The 17,986-nt window shown below is 61.8% G+C and carries 16 protein-coding genes and 1 tRNA gene; 11 read left to right on the forward strand and 6 right to left on the reverse strand.

What is annotated here, in order from left to right; all coding sequences use genetic code 11:
- Positions 1-8 precede the first annotated feature (8 nt).
- Positions 9-1,238, forward strand: coding sequence for a multifunctional CCA addition/repair protein (locus KI243_RS29700; RefSeq protein WP_017128692.1), 1,230 nt, complete (start codon positions 9-11; stop codon positions 1,236-1,238).
- A 121-nt stretch (positions 1,239-1,359) separates the two neighbouring features.
- On the opposite strand, the gene folK is transcribed toward KI243_RS29700, so the two are convergent.
- The gene (gene folK, locus KI243_RS29705) at positions 1,360-1,890 is read right to left on the reverse strand and encodes a 2-amino-4-hydroxy-6-hydroxymethyldihydropteridine diphosphokinase (protein WP_017128693.1); all 531 of its coding nucleotides are present in this window, start codon (positions 1,888-1,890) and stop codon (positions 1,360-1,362) included.
- On the reverse strand, positions 1,881-2,234 hold the full coding sequence (gene folB / locus KI243_RS29710) for a dihydroneopterin aldolase (RefSeq protein ID WP_017128694.1): 354 nt from the start codon (positions 2,232-2,234) through the stop codon (positions 1,881-1,883). The genes folK and folB overlap by 10 nt, the downstream gene beginning before the upstream one ends.
- Positions 2,235-2,308: 74 nt before the next feature.
- On the opposite strand from folB, the gene plsY reads away from it, so the two are divergent.
- On the forward strand, positions 2,309-2,878 hold the full coding sequence (plsY, locus tag KI243_RS29715) for a glycerol-3-phosphate 1-O-acyltransferase PlsY (protein WP_017128695.1): 570 nt from the start codon (positions 2,309-2,311) through the stop codon (positions 2,876-2,878).
- A 43-nt stretch (positions 2,879-2,921) separates the two neighbouring features.
- Here plsY and tsaD read toward each other — a convergent pair whose 3' ends face one another.
- On the reverse strand, positions 2,922-3,947 hold the full coding sequence (gene tsaD / locus KI243_RS29720) for a tRNA (adenosine(37)-N6)-threonylcarbamoyltransferase complex transferase subunit TsaD (protein WP_212810193.1): 1,026 nt from the start codon (positions 3,945-3,947) through the stop codon (positions 2,922-2,924).
- A 195-nt stretch (positions 3,948-4,142) separates the two neighbouring features.
- Here tsaD and rpsU point away from each other — a divergent pair, with 195 nt between their 5' ends.
- From rpsU to KI243_RS29750, 6 genes are all read left to right on the forward strand, one after another.
- Positions 4,143-4,358: a 30S ribosomal protein S21 gene (rpsU, locus tag KI243_RS29725; RefSeq protein ID WP_002551877.1), complete on the forward strand. Its 216-nt coding sequence runs from the start codon at positions 4,143-4,145 to the stop codon at positions 4,356-4,358.
- 142 nt (positions 4,359-4,500) lie between these two features.
- Positions 4,501-4,695, forward strand: coding sequence for a hypothetical protein (locus KI243_RS29730; RefSeq protein WP_146049139.1), 195 nt, complete (start codon positions 4,501-4,503; stop codon positions 4,693-4,695).
- Positions 4,696-4,794: 99 nt separating this feature from the next.
- A complete protein-coding gene (dnaG, locus tag KI243_RS29735; RefSeq protein WP_177084770.1) occupies positions 4,795-6,759 on the forward strand; it encodes a DNA primase in 1,965 nt (654 codons plus the stop codon).
- 67 nt (positions 6,760-6,826) lie between these two features.
- Positions 6,827-8,674, forward strand: a complete 1,848-nt coding sequence (rpoD, locus tag KI243_RS29740) for an RNA polymerase sigma factor RpoD (protein WP_017128699.1) — start codon at positions 6,827-6,829, stop codon at positions 8,672-8,674.
- Between the two features lie 122 nt (positions 8,675-8,796).
- The gene (locus KI243_RS29745; protein ID WP_017128700.1) at positions 8,797-12,540 is read left to right on the forward strand and encodes an EAL domain-containing protein; all 3,744 of its coding nucleotides are present in this window, start codon (positions 8,797-8,799) and stop codon (positions 12,538-12,540) included.
- Positions 12,541-12,555: 15 nt separating this feature from the next.
- Positions 12,556-12,632, forward strand: a tRNA-Ile gene (locus tag KI243_RS29750).
- Between the two features lie 144 nt (positions 12,633-12,776).
- Here KI243_RS29750 and KI243_RS29755 read toward each other — a convergent pair.
- From KI243_RS29755 to KI243_RS29765, 3 genes are all read right to left on the reverse strand, one after another.
- Positions 12,777-13,166, reverse strand: coding sequence for a hypothetical protein (locus KI243_RS29755; protein ID WP_212810194.1), 390 nt, complete (start codon positions 13,164-13,166; stop codon positions 12,777-12,779).
- Positions 13,167-13,774: 608 nt separating this feature from the next.
- Positions 13,775-14,080, reverse strand: a complete 306-nt coding sequence (locus KI243_RS29760) for an XRE family transcriptional regulator (RefSeq protein ID WP_017128711.1) — start codon at positions 14,078-14,080, stop codon at positions 13,775-13,777.
- Positions 14,073-14,486: a type II toxin-antitoxin system RelE/ParE family toxin gene (locus tag KI243_RS29765; protein ID WP_212810195.1), complete on the reverse strand. Its 414-nt coding sequence runs from the start codon at positions 14,484-14,486 to the stop codon at positions 14,073-14,075. The genes KI243_RS29760 and KI243_RS29765 overlap by 8 nt, the downstream gene beginning before the upstream one ends.
- A gap of 169 nt (positions 14,487-14,655) precedes the next feature.
- Between KI243_RS29765 and KI243_RS29770 the strand changes: the two genes are divergently transcribed.
- The 3 genes from KI243_RS29770 (at position 14,656) to KI243_RS29780 (ending at position 17,961) form a co-directional block, all read left to right on the forward strand.
- Positions 14,656-15,117 (forward strand): Lrp/AsnC family transcriptional regulator, encoded by a 462-nt coding sequence (locus KI243_RS29770; protein WP_177063064.1) that lies wholly within the window; start codon positions 14,656-14,658, stop codon positions 15,115-15,117.
- A gap of 352 nt (positions 15,118-15,469) precedes the next feature.
- Positions 15,470-17,152: an NAD(P)/FAD-dependent oxidoreductase gene (locus KI243_RS29775; RefSeq protein ID WP_017128714.1), complete on the forward strand. Its 1,683-nt coding sequence runs from the start codon at positions 15,470-15,472 to the stop codon at positions 17,150-17,152.
- A 14-nt stretch (positions 17,153-17,166) separates the two neighbouring features.
- A complete protein-coding gene (locus KI243_RS29780; RefSeq protein WP_177084644.1) occupies positions 17,167-17,961 on the forward strand; it encodes a carbon-nitrogen hydrolase family protein in 795 nt (264 codons plus the stop codon).
- Positions 17,962-17,986 lie beyond the last annotated feature (25 nt).

Genomic DNA, 17,986 nt, shown 5'->3' on the forward strand with positions numbered 1-17,986 from the left:
GGTTTTTCATGCAGATCTATAAAGTCGGCGGCGCGGTTCGCGATCGCCTGCTGGGCCAACCCGTCACCGATATCGACTGGGTCGTGGTCGGTGCAACCACTGAAGAGATGCTCGCCCAGGGTTTTCGCCCGGTCGGCGCCGATTTCCCAGTCTTTCTCCACCCCAGGAGCGGCGAGGAATATGCCCTGGCCCGCACCGAACGCAAAAGCGGACGCGGCTACGGCGGCTTTACTTTCCATGCCAGCCCCGAGGTCACCCTCGAAGAAGACCTGATCCGCCGCGACCTGACGATCAATGCCATGGCCGAGGACGACCATGGCAAGCTGACCGATCCCTATCATGGCCAGCAGGATCTCGAAGCCCGCATACTCCGTCACGTTTCCCCCGCGTTCGCCGAAGATCCCCTGCGAGTCCTGCGCGTGGCCCGCTTTGCCGCACGCTACGCCGGCCTGGGCTTCAAGGTCGCACCGCAGACCCTGGCCCTGATGCGCCAACTGGCTGAATCCGGCGAACTCCAGGCCCTGACACCCGAACGCAGCTGGAAGGAAATTTCCCGCGCCCTGATGGAAGACCAGCCCCAGGTGTTTCTCGAGGTACTGCGCGAGTGTGGTGCGTTGGCGGTACTGTTTCCCGAAGTCGATGCCCTGTTCGGTGTACCGCAACCCGAGGCTCACCACCCCGAAATCGACAGCGGCATCCACACCCTGAGCGTGCTGGAGCAGGCCGCCCGCCATCGGCAGCCATTGACCGTGCGCTGGGCCTGCCTGCTGCATGACCTGGGGAAAGGCCTCACGCCCGAGAGCGAATGGCCACGACACATCGCCCATGAGTTCAAGGGACTGAAACTGATCAAGGCGGTCAATGAACGCTACAAGGCCCCTCGCGACTGCCAGGAACTGGCCTTGCTGGTGGGCGAATACCACACCCACGGTCATCGCGCCCTGGAGCTGAAGCCCTCGACCTTGCTGGAACTGTTGCAGAGCTTCGACGTTTATCGCCGCCCGCAGCGTTTCGAGGAATTTATCGCCGCCTGCGAGATGGATGCCCGGGGTCGCCAGGGCCTCGAACAGCGGGATTATCCGCAGGCCGATTATTTACGCGGTGCGGCGGCGGTCGCCAAGGCCGTCGCGGTTCAGCCGTTGCTGGAAAAAGGCTTCAAAGGGCCTGAATTGGGTGAAGCCCTCAAGCGCGAGCGGCTGAAAGCCATCAAGGCCTACAAAGAAAAGGGCATTGGCTGATCGCGAATCCGGTGGGAGCCGGCTTGCTGGCGATGGCGACCAAATAGGCATCACAAGGCTCTAGGCCCTCATCGCTGGCAAGCCAGCTCCTACAAGGACCGCGCGGGCCGTGATGACGAGGTCAAGCCGGCCCTTGCAACAGATCCGTGGGGGTCAACCGGGTACCACGCCACTCGAACGCAACCGGCGCCAACACCTGATCGATACCCGCTTCCTGCCATAGCGCGGCAAAGCTCCTGCCCACTTCAGGATGCAGCTTTGTCGGCGCGATCAACGACAATGGCCACAAGACAAAGGCATTTTTCAGAATTTCCGCACGGGGCAGGATCAACCCATCGAAATTCCCCACCTGCTCGCCATACAGCAAGACATCGATATCCAGCGGCAGGCCCTTGCGGTCCGGCGCATACCGGCCGTTGTCGGCCTCGATGAACTTCAACCGACGATCCAGCTCCAGCAACGGCAGGTCGGTCACTGCCGACACCACCAGATTGAAGAACGGCCCGCTCTTGATCCCCACCGGCTGGCTTTCGAACACCGGCGAGCAACGAATATCCAGCAGAAAGCCGGACAGCGCATCAAGGCCGGCGCACAAGTGGGTTTCGCGCTCGATATTGCTGCCGAGCCCGAGATAAACCTGAGTTAGCGACATCCGCGCTCGATCTCCACGCCCACGCCCCTGGCGGCCGCGACGGCACCCGGCTTGGTCAGCTTGAGGTGCAACCAGGGGATCTGGAACTCGCTCATCAGCACTTCGGCCAGGCGCTCGGCGAAGGTTTCCACCAGCTGGAACTGCGATTGCCCGGCAAAGGCCTGGATACGCGCCGATACGCTGGCATAGTCGAGCGCCAGGGTCAGGTCGTCACCCGCGGCCGCCGGACGGTTGTCCCAGGCGAAACTGAGGTCAAGACGCAGGCACTGCTTGATGCCGCGCTCCCAGTCATAGGCACCGATCACGGTGTCGACTTCCAGGCCCTCGATAAACACTCTGTCCAAGCGCTCTTCTCCACAGCACGACAAGGGCGCAATGCGCCGTTAGAATCAGGGCGTCCTCGCCCGGAATAGTTAGCATGTTTTGGTTACTGGCGATCCTCGCCTACCTGCTCGGCTCTCTGTCCTTTGCCATTTTGCTCAGCCGCCTGACCGGAAACCCCGATCCGCGAATGAGTGGCTCGGGCAATGCCGGCGCAACCAACATGCTGCGCCTGGCCGGCAAGAAGCTGGCGATCCTGACGCTGCTCGGCGACCTGCTCAAGGGCCTGCTGCCCGTGCTGATCGCCGGGCTCGCCGGGCTGTCACTGCAACAACAGGCCTGGGTCGGACTCTGCGCCGTCCTCGGCCATCTGTTCCCGCTCTACTTCCGCTTTCGCGGAGGCAAAGGCGTCGCGACGGCCGCCGGCATGCTGCTGGGGCTTTACCCACCTGCCGCCCTGCTGGCCATCGCCGCCTGGATCCTGACCTTCTACCTCACCCGCACCAGCTCGCTCGCGGCCTTGATCGCGACACCGCTGACCCTGCCGCTGCTGGCCTGGCAGGAACCGGCGGCGCTGTTGCCGATGAGCGTGCTGACCGGCCTGATCGTCTGGCGCCACCGTGGCAATCTACGCGACCTCTTTGCCGGTCGCGAACGACATTTCTGATCGTCGAGCGTGAAAACACTTCAACCCGGTCGCTGGCCAGCCATCAAAGCGGCGACAGCTGCTCCATCGGCCAACGCGCCTGCACGCTGATCGCCAGGGTCTCCTGCTGCCCTGCCTGCAACCGCTGGCAACCGGCAAAGGCGATCATCGCGCCGTTATCGGTACAGAACTCAGGACGGGCGTAGAACACATTGCCCTGCATCTCACCGAGCATTTTCTCCAGCGACGCGCGCAAGGCCTTGTTGGCGCTGACGCCGCCGGCGATCACCAGGCGCTTCATGCCCGTCTGCTTCAATGCCCGCTTGCACTTGACGGTCAAAGTCTCCACCACTGCCTGCTGGAAGGCCAGCGAGATGTCGCAACGGGTTTGCTCACCGTCGTCCCCAGTGCTGACACACTGCTGCCAGGTGTTGAGCGCGAAGGTCTTCAGGCCGCTGAAGCTGAACGCCAGGCCCGGTCGGTCGCACATCGGCCGCGGAAAGACGAAACGTCCGGACACGCCCCGCTCCGCCAGGCGGGCAATTTCCGGCCCGCCCGGATAATTGAGGCCGATCATCTTCGCCGTCTTGTCGAAGGCCTCGCCGGCGGCATCGTCCAGGCTCTCGCCCAGCAGCTCGTACTGACCGATGCCATCGACACGAACCAGCTGCGTATGACCGCCCGAGACCAGCAAGGCGACGAACGGGAACTCCGGCGGCTGCGCTTCCAGCATCGGCGCCAACAGATGGCCTTCCATGTGATGCACGCCCAGGGCCGGAATCCCCCAGGCAAAGGCCAGCGCCTGGGCACACGAAGCGCCGACCAGCAAGGCGCCGACCAGGCCCGGGCCGGCGGTATAGGCGATCGCATCGATCTCGGTCGGCACGCAGTCGGCCTCGGCCAGCACCTGGCGAATCAGCGGCAGCATGCGCTTGACGTGATCACGGGAGGCCAGCTCCGGCACCACGCCGCCGTAGGCCCGATGCAGGTCGATCTGACTGAACAGCGCATCGGCCAGGAGTCCGCGTTCACTGTCGTACAGCGCGACACCGGTTTCGTCGCAGGAAGTTTCCAATCCCAGTACTAGCATGGGTTTACGCCCTGAGGCTGAATTCGAAGGCGCGCATAATAGTCGCCACTCAGGGCCCCGACCAGCGGTTTTCGATCAGAGGCTTTGCATTCCTGACGTTGAGGGGTTAACATCCGCAACCCTTAAAAACCGACGATCTCCAGTGCGCTTTTGCCTGAGGACGTTGACCCCGGTAATGAATGAAGGTAGCTCTGGATGCCAGCCGTCAAAGTTAAAGAGAACGAACCCTTCGACGTAGCTCTGCGTCGTTTCAAGCGCTCCTGCGAAAAAGCCGGTGTTCTGGCTGAAGTTCGTAGCCGCGAATTTTACGAGAAGCCGACTTCCGAGCGTAAGCGCAAAGCAGCAGCTGCTGTCAAGCGTCACGCCAAGAAAGTTCAGCGCGAACAGCGCCGCGCCGTTCGTCTGTACTAATACACAGACGTTCGTTGCAAGCTTCTGCCAAGCCCGGCCCTCAGCCGGGCTAATGGCATTTGCGGATATCGCTTGATGCTTCACCGTCAAAGCCGCCGATGCGACCCAGACGAACCCGCTTCATCACGTCAGAACTGGCTTCTTGCCAGTGGTGCGCGTCTTTACTGACGAGCCTGCCAAGGCTACCGACGAGCACACCCTTTCCAGCTTGCGGCATTGCGTGGTCACCTTGACCTGCGGCGCGCCCGACAGCGACAGTTATAAATCGAAACCTGAAAGGCTGATTGAAATTAAGGTCAGTGAGTTTTCGGCAGATACACTTCCCGACGATGATTGAGCAGACGACGAATGATCGAGCAGCGCATATGCCTGCACGCCCCGACGACGTCCAGCCCCTTTCGGGATCTCCTTGCAGCGCAGCAACGACGAGAACGCCATGGCCGGGTTGATTCCCCAGAGCTTCATTGACGACCTTCTGAACCGCACCGACATTGTCGACGTGGTCAGCTCGCGCGTGCAAATGAAAAAGGCCGGCAAGAACTACACCGCCTGCTGCCCGTTCCACAAGGAAAAGACCCCGTCCTTCAGCGTCAGCCCGGACAAGCAGTTCTACTACTGCTTTGGCTGCGGCGCGGGAGGCAACGCCCTCGGCTTCATCATGGACCACGACAACCTGGACTTCCCCCAGGCCGTCGAGGAACTGGCGAAAGCCGCCGGCATGGAGATCCCCCGCGAGGAAAGCGGCCGGCCACACAAGCCGCGCCAGCCGACCGACTCGCCGCTCTACCCGCTGCTGACCGCGGCCGCCGACTTCTATCGCCAGGCACTGAAAAGCCACCCGGCGCGCAAGGCCGCCGTGGACTACCTCAAGGGCCGCGGCCTGACCGGGGAAATCGCCCGCGACTTCGGCCTGGGTTTTGCCCCGCCAGGCTGGGACAACCTGTTCAAGCACCTGTCCAGCGACACGCTGCAACAGAAAGCCATGATCGACGCCGGCCTGCTGATCGAGAACGCCGAAACGGGCAAACGCTATGACCGCTTCCGCGATCGCGTAATGTTCCCGATCCGCGACAGCCGCGGCCGCATCATCGCCTTCGGCGGCCGGGTGCTCGGCGACGACAAGCCCAAGTACCTGAACTCGCCGGAAACCCCGGTGTTTCACAAGGGCCAGGAGCTCTACGGCCTGTTCGAGGCCCGCAAGAACAACCGCAACCTCGACGAGATCATCGTCGTCGAGGGCTACATGGACGTCATCGCCCTGGCCCAGCAAGGCCTGCGCAACGCCGTGGCGACGCTCGGCACCGCGACCAGCGAAGACCACATGAAGAAGCTGTTCCGCATCGTGCCCAACGTGCTGTTCTGCTTTGACGGCGACCAGGCCGGCCGCAATGCCGCCTGGCGCGCACTCGAGGCGACCCTGACCAGCCTGCAGGACGGACGGCGCGCGCGCTTCCTGTTCCTGCCCGAGGGCGAAGACCCGGACACCCTGGTCCGCGCCGAAGGCACCGACGCCTTCCGCGCGCGGATCAACCAGCACGCGCAACCGCTGGCCGACTACTTCTTCCAGCAACTGACCGAAGAAGCCGATCCGCGCTCGCTGGAAGGCAAGGCGCACATGGCCACCCTCGCCGCACCCCTGATCGACAAGATTCCCGGGGCGAACCTGAAGATCCTGATGCGCCAGCGCCTCACGGAAATCACCGGCCTGACCAACGAAACCGTCAGCCAACTGGCCCACAGCGCCCCGCTGGACGCCCCGCCGCCGGCCTATGATCCCGGCATCGACTACGATGCCATCCCGGACTATTCGGACTACCACCAACCGCAGGAGGCCTATGCGCCCCAGCAGGAATGGACGCCGAAGAAACCGGGCGCCGGCGGCAAGAAATGGGACAAGAAACCCTGGGACAAGAACGGCAAGCGTGGCGGCGATCGCGACCAGCCACGTGCCCCGAGAGTCCCGGCCGCCGTCGAACCACCGACCCTGACCGCCTTGCGGACCCTGGTCCACCATCCGCAACTGGCCGAGAAGGTCGAGACCGCCGGTCACTTCGCGGATGAAGACAACACCAATACACAGCTTCTGGTGGCCTTGCTCGAAGCCGTGCAAAAGAATCCTAAGCTAAGCTCATTTCAGTTGATCTCACGTTGGCACGGCACCGAACAGGGCCGATTGCTGACCCGCCTGGCGGAAAAGGAGTGGCTGATCGAGGGAGAAAACCTTGAACAACAGTTTTTCGACACCATAACTAGCTTGTCAGCCCGCCAGCGCGAGCGAAAGCTGGAACAACTTCTCAGGAAATCGCGGCAAAGCGAGTTGAGCGCCGAAGAGAAATCTTTGTTGCTTGACCTGCTAAAACGCAATCTTCCTGCATCAAACCCGACCTCAACTGGCGCGTGAGGTCATAGCTCGGGTATAATCCTCGGCTTGTTTTTTGCCCGCCAAGACCTTCAGTGGATAGGGTGTTATGTCCGGAAAAGCGCAACAGCAGTCTCGCCTCAAAGAGTTGATCAGCCGTGGTCGTGAGCAGGGTTACCTGACTTACGCGGAGGTCAACGACCACCTGCCGGAGGATATTTCAGATCCGGAACAGGTGGAAGACATCATCCGCATGATCAACGACATGGGGATCAACGTATTCGAGAGTGCTCCGGATGCGGATGCCCTTTTGTTGGCCGAAGCCGACACCGACGAAGCAGCCGCCGAAGAAGCAGCTGCGGCGTTGGCGGCCGTGGAAACCGACATTGGTCGCACTACCGACCCAGTGCGCATGTACATGCGCGAAATGGGCACGGTGGAGCTGCTCACACGTGAAGGCGAAATCGAAATCGCCAAGCGTATCGAAGAGGGCATCCGTGAAGTGATGGGCGCAATCGCGCACTTCCCCGGCACGGTTGAACACATCCTCTCCGAGTACACTCGCGTCACCACCGAAGGTGGCCGCCTGTCCGACGTCCTCAGCGGTTATATCGACCCGGACGACGGCATTGCGCCGCCTGCTGCCGAAGTTCCACCGCCCATCGATGCCAAGGCCGCGAAAGCGGACGATGACAGCGACGACGATGAAGCCGAAGCCAGTGACGACGAAGAAGAAGCCGAAAGCGGTCCCGATCCGGTCATCGCCGCACAACGCTTCGGCGCCGTGGCCGATCAGATGGAGATCACCCGCAAGGCCCTGAAAAAGCACGGTCGCCACAACAAGGCGGCAATCGCCGAACTGTTGGCCCTGGCCGACCTGTTCATGCCGATCAAACTGGTGCCGAAGCAATTCGAAGGCCTGGTCGAGCGTGTTCGCAGCGCCCTGGATCGCCTGCGTCAGCAAGAGCGCGCCATCATGCAGCTGTGCGTGCGTGATGCCCGCATGCCGCGTGCCGATTTCCTGCGCCAGTTCCCGGGCAACGAAATCGACGAAAGCTGGACCGATGCCCTGGCCAAAGGCAAGAGCAAGTACGCCGAAGCCATCGGCCGTCTGCAGCCGGACATCGTCCGTTGCCAGCAGAAGCTGACCGCACTCGAGGCCGAGACCGGCCTGACGATTGCCGAGATCAAGGACATCAACCGTCGCATGTCGATCGGTGAGGCCAAGGCCCGCCGCGCGAAGAAAGAGATGGTCGAAGCCAACTTGCGTCTGGTGATCTCCATCGCCAAGAAGTACACCAACCGTGGCCTGCAGTTCCTCGACCTGATCCAGGAAGGCAACATCGGATTGATGAAAGCGGTGGACAAGTTCGAATACCGTCGTGGCTACAAGTTCTCGACCTATGCCACCTGGTGGATCCGTCAGGCGATCACTCGCTCGATCGCCGACCAGGCCCGCACCATCCGTATTCCGGTGCACATGATCGAGACGATCAACAAGCTCAACCGTATTTCCCGGCAGATGCTGCAGGAAATGGGTCGCGAACCGACGCCGGAAGAGCTGGGCGAACGCATGGAAATGCCTGAGGACAAGATCCGCAAGGTATTGAAGATCGCCAAAGAGCCGATCTCCATGGAAACCCCGATCGGTGATGACGAAGACTCTCATCTGGGTGACTTCATCGAAGACTCGACCATGCAGTCGCCAATCGATGTCGCCACTGTCGAGAGCCTCAAGGAAGCGACCCGCGAAGTCCTTTCCGGCCTCACTGCCCGTGAAGCCAAGGTCCTGCGCATGCGCTTCGGCATCGACATGAATACCGACCACACCCTTGAGGAAGTCGGCAAGCAGTTCGATGTCACCCGCGAGCGGATTCGTCAGATCGAAGCCAAGGCGCTGCGCAAGCTGCGCCACCCGACGAGAAGCGAGCATCTGCGCTCCTTCCTCGACGAGTAACACCAAAACCCCCGGCCCGCCGGGGGTTTTGCTTTCTGCACAGAGACAAAAGCGGCCTCCCCTCCCCGAATAGCCCGTCTACACTCGAATGATTCCCCGTGCCATAACGAGACCGTTACGTTATGCCCAGACTGCCGGCCCTGCTTCTGCTGATGCTGCTCACCTGGACCGCAACGGCTGGCGCGCTGACTCTGACCGATGATGAACGTAGCTGGCTGGCGAACCATCCGGACCTGCGCCTGGGTGTCGATGCGTCCTGGCCGCCCTTCGAGTTTCGCGACGAAGAAGGCCATTACCAGGGCCTGGCCGCCGACTATATGGCGCTGGTCGAGAAGCGCCTGGGCGTCAAGCTCAACCCCATCGAACCCATGAGCTGGACGGCCGTGCTGCAACTGGCCAGGAACAACCAGGTCAACCTGCTGCCCGGCGTCATGTCCACGCCGGAACGCCAGAGCTATCTGGCCTTCACCCGCCCCTACCTGGACTTTCCGATTGTCATCCTCGCCCACGAGGGCGGCGCCCAGCCACACAACCTGAAGGAACTCTACGGTCTGAAGATCGCCGTAGTGGAGAACTACGCCCCCCATGAGCTGCTGCGTACCCACCATCCGGACCTGAACCTGGTGGCCCTGCCCAATGTCAGCTCGGCCCTGCAGGCATTGGCCACCGACGAGGTGGATGCCGTAGTGGGCGACCTTGCCTCCAGCGTCTGGAGCCTGCGCCAGCTCAAGCTCGAAGGGCTGTATGTCAGCGGTGAAACACCCTACCGCTACCAGCTGGCAATGGGCGTACCGCAGGAACAGAAGATCCTGGTGGGCATCCTCGACAAGGTCCTGGCCGACATGAGCCCCAGCGAAGTCGACGCCATCCAGAAGCGCTGGGTCGGCAATGTGCTGGTCAATCCCTCGTTCTGGCCCGATGTCCTGGTCTACGGCCTGCCGGGCATCCTGCTGCTGATCACCGTGCTGGCGGTGGTGATCCGTATCAACCGGCGCCTGAGTTCGGAAATCTCCCGGCGGGTGGCTCTCGAACAGGAACTGCGCAGCAGCGAATACCACTACCGCGGCCTAGTGGAGAGCCTGTCGGCGATCGCCTGGGAATCGCGCATGAGCGATTACACCTACACCTATGTTTCGCCCCACGCCGAGGCCCTACTCGGTTATCCGCTGTCCCACTGGCTGGTGCCCGGCTTCTGGCGCAGCATCGCCCACCCCGCCGACCTGATCCGGGCCCAGTCCTTCTGCGACCATGAGACCCTGGCCGGGCGCGACCACAGCCTCGACTACCGGGTGATCACCGCCGATGGCCGGGTACTCTGGGTACGTGACATCGTCAGCCTGATCGAACACGGCCACGAGCCGGTCATGCGCGGGCTGATGATCGACATCAGCGAAACCAAGCGCACCGAAGAGGCCCTGCGCCTGTCGGAACAGAAATTCGCCTCGGTGTTCCAACAATGCCCGGACATCCTGGTGATCGCCCGCCTGTCCGACGGTTGCCTGCTGGAGGTCAACGAAGCCTTCGAGGAACAGATCGGCCTGAGCGCGCAAGACGTCGTCGGTCGCACCGCCACCTCACTGAACATCTGGGGTATCGAGGGCGTCGGCCCGGAGCTTCTGCAGCGTCTGCAGGCCGGCAGCATCCGTAACCTGGAGATGCCCTTCCGGCGCAGCAATGGCCAACTGTTCACAGGCCTGATTTCCGCCGAGCCCTTTGATCTCGATACCACGCCCGCCCTGGTGGTCGTGGTGCGGGATATCAGCCAGCTCAAGGAAACCCAGCAGCAACTGCAAACCTCCGAGGAGAAGTTTGCCAAGGCTTTCCACGCCTCTCCCGACGGCTTGTTGCTGAGCCGTCAGCGCGACGGCCTGCTGATGGAGGTCAACGAGGGCTTCAGCCGTCTCACCGGCTACAACAGCGCCAGCTCGCTGGACCGCTCGACCCTGGACCTGGGCATCTGGGTCAACCTGAACGAACGCAAGCACATGCTCGAACTGATGCTGCGTGACGGTTTTGTCCGCGACTTCAGTTGCCATATCCGCCGCAGCGACGGGCAGATCCGCCTTTGCGAAGTCTCCAGCCGGCCCCTGCCCATCGGCGGCGAAGACTGCATGCTGACAATCGCCCGGGACATCACCGAACGCCACCTCATGCAGGAAAAACTGCAACAGGCCGCCACGGTGTTCGAAAGCACGGCCGAAGGCGTGTTGATCACCGACACCCAGCAGCACATCAGCGCGGTCAACCGCGCCTTCACCGAAATCACCGGCTACAGCGAAACCGAAGCCCTCGGCCACACCCCGCGCCTGCTTGCTTCCGGCCAGCATGACAGCGCCTTCTATGCCGCCATGTGGCACCAGTTGAGCGCCGAAGGCCACTGGCAGGGCGAGATCTACAACCGACGCAAGAACGGCGAGCTCTATCCTAGCTGGTTGACCATCAGCGCCGTACGCAATCGCGACAAGTTCATCACCCACTTCGTTGCCGTGTTCGCCGATATCTCCAGCCTGAAACACGCCCAGGCGCGGCTCGACTACCAGGCCCACCACGACCCGCTGACCGGGCTGCCCAACCGCACCCTGTTCGAAAGCCGGTTGCTGGCCGCCCTCAACAGCCAACAGGAAAATGGCGGCCAGGGCGCGGTGCTGTTCCTCGATCTCGACCGCTTCAAGCACATCAACGACAGCCTCGGCCATCCGGTCGGCGACCTGCTGCTCAAGGGCATCGCCCTGCGCCTGAAGGAGCAGTTGCGGGATATCGACACCGTCGCCCGCCTCGGCGGCGACGAATTCATCATCCTGCTGCCCGGCCTGCAACAGCCCAGCGACGCCGAGTACCTGGCCGAAAAACTGTTGAACTGCTTCGGTGCACCGTTCCAGGCCGGCGAGCACGAGTTCTTTATCAGCGCCAGCATCGGCACCAGCCTCTATCCCAAGGATGGCAACGACGTCGCCACCCTGATCAAGAATGCCGATGCGGCCATGTATCGCTCCAAGGCCAAGGGGCGCAACCGCGTCGAAAGCTATACCCGCGACCTCACTGCCCAGGCCAGCGAGCGCGTGGCCCTGGAGCACGAACTGCGGCGGGCCATCGAGCGCCAGGAACTGTTCCTCTACTACCAGCCCAAGGTCAGCCTCGATAGCGGCGCCCTGGTCGGTGCCGAAGCCCTGATCCGCTGGCATCACCCGACCTTCGGCGACGTGCCGCCCGAGCACTTCATCCCGCTGGCGGAAGAGAACGGCATGATCCTCCAGCTCGGCGATTGGGTGCTGGAGCGCGCCTGCCGCCAGATGCAGCGCTGGACGACGCGCTATGGCGACTTCGGCCCCCTGTCGGTCAACCTCGCCGGCGCCCAACTGCGCCAGCCGAACCTGCTGCCGCGCATCGAGCAGTTGCTCAAGGACAACCACCTGCGACCCGGCTGCCTGCAACTGGAGATCACTGAAAACTTCATCATGAGCCAGGCCGAAGAAGCCCTGGAAGTACTGCACCAGCTCAAGCGCCTCGGCGTGCAACTGGCCATCGACGACTTCGGCACCGGCTACTCATCCCTCAGCTATCTCAAGCGCCTGCCACTGGATATCCTGAAAATCGACCAATCGTTCGTCCGCGGCCTGCCGGACGATCCCCATGACGCCGCCATCGTGCGCGCCATCATCGCCCTGGGTCGCAGCATGCAGTTCACGGTGATTGCCGAGGGCGTGGAAAACCTGGCGCAACAGGCATTCCTGGCAGCCGAAGGCTGCGAACAGATCCAGGGCTACATCGTCAGCCTGCCGCTGGCGGCCGAGGAATTCGCCGCGACTTTTCTTCATATAACGCTTTCGGAGTTTTCGGATAGCACAGGCGAGAAACCGTCGCTATAATTCGCGGCCTACTGAGGGCCTATAGCTCAGTTGGTTAGAGCAGAGGACTCATAATCCTTTGGTCCACGGTTCAAGTCCGTGTGGGCCCACCACCTTTGAAAGCCGCGCATTGCGCGGCTTTTGCGTTTCTGAAGGGTCAATTACCCACCCGCGAGGGCAAGAAAATGATACTTCGGCTCCTTGAGAGTACGCTCCGCCCGATTCATGATGCCGAGACGGCAGATTGAACTCTCCAGTTAAGGCTCGCCCGCTGCCAGCAGCGAGTCCACCACCGCTCGCGAAAGCTCAAGCGAATGCATCACGCCTATGAACAGATCGCGCTCGACACTGCCGAGGCGCGGGCCGATTTCGTCGGCATTCAGTTCGGCGACTCTGAGCAGATCCGACACATGGGTCAGTGCCACCCTGGCGGTGATGCCCGGTTGGACGGCAAATAACGGTGACTTATCAGCGGAGTCGGAGTAGGTGGGCTTGAAAGCGGTTGTTTCGAGGGTATCGAGCGAAAGAGGCGGCGGGTCTGAATTTATCTGATCTAAAGCGCTGTGCAGGATGCCGCGCAGAAAGACGCTCTTTTCAGAAAGACTTGAAGTGCGGCAAGGCGGTGGATCAGGCGTGATTTTTTTCATCGTCGGTAAACCCTTGTTTCAGAGACACCTTGAGGAAGCCCGCCATCTTTCGTGTCCAAGCGAAAGGGTGGCGAACCGTGCGCAGGTTGGACAACCGGGGAAACAAGTAAACCCGGCACACCCATTACAAGTGTCCCGCGCACAGTCCGCCATAAAGCAGACACAAGAATACCGCTTACGCGGCATTGTGCGCTTGTTTCCAAAAACACGGGTGTCCAAGCCCGGTCGCTGAATTGGCAGCGACGCCTCAACACTAGTCGCCGACCGAAACCGAATCAACGCGATAGACGTGGGAACCACCCGCTAAAAGGTGCTCTTCTTTCCCAATCTGATGACAGAAAAATAACCACTGAGAAAGCGGCATCCCATCACCATCACTTTGCCTCTCGACTGGACGCTGAGCCGAATAACTCGCGTAATCGGCTCACCAAATGAGCCGAATAGCATTCCTATTCGGCTCAGGTACATGCCGAGATATCAACCTTGTCCTTGTCGTCATGGCATTTGAAACTCAATGCCGAGATACCGAAAGGCGAACACACAGGAACGAAAAGGCCCGGTGGCAAACCGGGCCTTTAACGTTACCAGTACAGCGCTGTCGCGCTGATTCAACCGGCAAAGTTCTCGATCTTGACCTTCCCCTCAGGAAAGGTCGCGATGATCTCCAGTTCCCCCCCCATGGCACGGATGTAATTGCGCAACGTGCTGATGTACATGTCCGTACGCCGCTCCATCTTGGAAACAGCGGCTTGATTGATGTGCAATGTCTTGGCCAAGGCATCCTGGCTCAACTGTTGCGCCTGGCGAAGCTCATGCAACGGCATCTCGGCACGCAATTGCTGATACAGGGCATCGGTACGCACTCGCGCTTCGGGCGAGCGGCGCGCCACCAGATCGGCGAATTTCTTAGCCATTGTCAAAACCCTCTTCTCTCAAGGTGTCCAGGTGCTCGTCATACAGGCGTTCAGCCTTGGGGATGTTTTCTTCGTACCAGCGGTCCTGACCGGTCTTGTCACCCCCCAGGAGCAAAATGGCACACCGACGCGGATCGAATACATACAACACGCGATAAGGCCTGCCCCCATGCTGTATTCGCAACTCGCGAAGATGCCCATGACGTGAGCCTTTGATATGACTGCTATGAGGGAAGCCAAGATGTGGACCGAAATCCCCCAGCAACATGACCGTCGCCTCGACCGAGTCTTGCTCGGATTCGGTTAGACGATCCCACCAGTGCTCAAACTCATCGGTGTATTCAACTTCCCAATTTGCGCTCAAAGTATGCCATCCAAGGAATATAACCCCAAAGGAATTTTTCATATTTCGAAAGCCGGGACAATAGAAGCAAACAATGAGAAACAATAAGGTCGGGGCAAGCTCTGCCCGACACAGCTCGTCACACCCGGTGCCTACCGAATGGGGTCTTCGAGCCCTACCGTGCATTCGAATCTGTAAGATGTAATGCCCCCCATCCACCCGGAGCCCCACCTTGCCCGACACCCGCCCTCCCGCTCTCGACGAAATCGACCGCCAGCTGATCGCCGCCCTGCAGATCAATGCCCGTGAAAGCGTGGCGATGCTCGCCCGGCAGCTGGGAATCGCGCGCACCACGGTCACCTCGCGACTGGCGCGCCTGGAGAAAGCCAGGGTAATTACCGGCTATGGCGTGCGCCTGGGCCAACGGGTGGTGGATGGCGGCCTGCAGGCCTATGTCGGGATCACCGTGCAGCCACGCTCCGGCAAGGATGTGGTGCGCCGCCTCAGCGCCATGGCGCAGGTCCAGCAGTTGTGCGCGGTGAGCGGCGAGTTCGACTACGTTGCCTGGCTGCGCAGCGATTCGCCGGAGCAACTGGACCAACTGCTCGACCAGATCGGCAGCGTCGAAGGCGTGGAGAAAACCACCACCTCGATCATCCTCAGCAGCAAGGTCGACCGCGGCCAACCGGTCTGACACTCGGGTTTACCGGCTGAACGCAGCACCTGCAGGAGCCGGCTTGCCGGCGATTGCGATGCGCCATCCACCCTCGTCATCGCTGATAAAACGCCGCGCTGTGGGCGCGGCGATCAACGCGGATAGCCCTCATATGCTCCAGCGTTCTTACCGAGGCGATCGCCAGCAAGCCGGCTCCCACAAGACTTCGTCATTCCGAGCAACGATATCGTCATAAAGCATCAATACCTTTCAAAACGACGACACTTTGCGTCTTATTTACGTACTCCCCCCTCCCTACAATGGCGCCAGTCTTTTCCTATCTATACTCCAGCCGGGTAAAAACCGGCCCGAGTCGCCAGCAAGGTCAGCCATGAACAAGAACAATCGCCATCCTGCCGACGGTAAAAAACCGATCACCATCTTCGGTCCGGACTTTCCCTTTGCCTTCGACGACTGGATCGAGCACCCGGCCGGGCTGGGCAGTATTCCCGCGCACAACCACGGTGCCGAAGTCGCGATTGTCGGGGCCGGTATCGCCGGCCTCGTCGCCGCCTACGAACTGATGAAGCTGGGCCTCAAGCCGGTGGTGTACGAGGCTTCGAAAATGGGCGGGCGCCTGCGCTCCCAGGCCTTCGAAGGGGCCGAGGGCATCATTGCCGAGTTGGGCGGCATGCGTTTTCCGGTGTCCTCCACCGCGTTCTATCACTATGTCGACAAGCTCGGCCTGGAAACCAAACCCTTCCCCAACCCGCTGACCCCGGCTTCCGGCAGCACGGTGATCGACCTCGAAGGCCAGACCCATTACGCGGAAAAACTCGCCGATCTGCCGGCGCTGTTCCAGGAAGTCGCCGACGCCTGGGCCGATGCCCTGGAAGACGGCTCGCGCTTCGGCGATATCCAGCAGGCCATCCGCGACCGCGATGTGCCGCGCCTGAAAGAGTTGTGGAACACCCTGGTGCCGCTGTGGGACGACCGTACCTTCTACGACTTCGTCGCCACCTCGAAGGCCTTCGCCAAACTATCGTTCCACCACCGTGAAGTGTTCGGCCAGGTCGGTTTCGGCACCGGCGGCTGGGACTCCGATTTCCCCAACTCGATGCTGGAAATCTTCCGCGTGGTCATGACCAACTGCGACGACCACCAGCACTTGGTGGTTGGCGGCGTGGAACAGGTGCCGCTGGGTATCTGGCGCCATGTGCCGGAGCGCTGCGCCCATTGGCCGGCCGGCACCAGCCTCAGTTCGCTGCACCACGGCGCGCCGCGTACCGGCGTGAAACGTATCGCCCGCGCCGCCGACGGCCAGTTCGCCGTGACCGACAACTGGGGCGACACCCGTCATTACGCCGCCGTGCTGACTACCTGCCAGAGCTGGCTGCTGACCACCCAGATCGAATGCGAGGAATCGCTGTTCTCGCAGAAAATGTGGATGGCCCTGGACCGCACGCGCTACATGCAGTCGTCGAAGACCTTCGTCATGGTCGACCGACCATTCTGGAAGGACAAGGACCCGGAAACCGGACGCGACCTGATGAGCATGACCCTGACCGATCGCCTGACCCGTGGCACCTACCTGTTTGATAACGGTGACGACAAGCCCGGCGTGATCTGCCTGTCGTACTCGTGGATGAGCGATGCGCTGAAAATGCTCCCGCAGCCCATCGACAAGCGGGTCAAGCTGGCGCTGGATGCACTGAAGAAGATCTATCCGAAGGTGGACATCGCCGCGCGTATCATCGGCGACCCGATCACCGTCTCGTGGGAAGCCGACCCGCACTTCCTCGGCGCCTTCAAGGGCGCGCTGCCGGGCCACTACCGCTACAACCAGAGGATGTATGCGCACTTCATGCAGGCCGACATGCCGGTCGAACAACGCGGGATCTTCATTGCCGGCGACGATGTGTCCTGGACTCCGGCCTGGGTCGAAGGCGCGGTGCAGACCTCGCTCAACGCCGTGTGGGGCATCATGAATCACTTCGGCGGCAGCTCCCACGCCGAGAACCCCGGACCGGGCGACGTGTTCGCCGAGATCGGCCCGATCGCCCTGGCCGACTGAACGGAAGCGACTCCATGCGCGTAGCCCTTTACCAATGCCCACCGCTGCCCCTGGACGTGGCGGGCAACCTGCAACGCTTGCAGCAACTGACCGTCGAAGCGCGCGGTGCCGATGTGCTGGTGGTGCCGGAGATGTTCCTGACCGGCTACAACATCGGCGCCGAAGCGGCGGCGGCACTGGCAGAGGCCCGTGACGGCGCGGCGGCGCAACATATCGCCGCGCTCGCCAGGGCCTCGAATATCGCCATTGTGTATGGCTACCCGGAACGGGCCGAGGACGGCCGGATCTACAACGCCGTGCAGTTGATCGACGCCCACGGCCGCAGCCTGTGCAACTACCGCAAGACGCACCTGTTCGGCGACCTCGATCACTCGATGTTCAGTGCCGGACCAGACGACTTCCCGGTGGTCGAGCTCAACGGCTGGAAGCTCGGGCTGCTGATCTGCTACGACGTGGAGTTCCCGGAAAACACCCGGCGCCTGGCCCTGGCCGGCGCCGAGCTGATCCTGGTGCCCACGGCGAACATGGTGCCCTTCGACTTTGTCGCCGACGTGACCATCCGCGCCCGGGCCTTCGAGAACCAGTGCTATGTGGCCTACGCCAACTACTGCGGCCATGAAGGCGAGATCCAATACTGCGGCCAGAGCAGCATTGCGGCCCCGGACGGCAGCCGGATCGCCCGGGCCGGCCTGGACGAGGCCCTGATCATCGGCACCCTGGATCGCCCGCTGATGCAGCAGTCGCGAGCCAGCAACCGCTATCTGCTGGACCGCCGCCCCGAACTCTACGGCGACCTCGGCCAGGACTGACCCGCCGTTATCCGCTAGCATGAGC

Origin of the sequence: Pseudomonas sp. Ost2 (assembly GCF_018326065.1) — a bacterium.
Lineage (GTDB): Bacteria > Pseudomonadota > Gammaproteobacteria > Pseudomonadales > Pseudomonadaceae > Aquipseudomonas > Aquipseudomonas gingeri.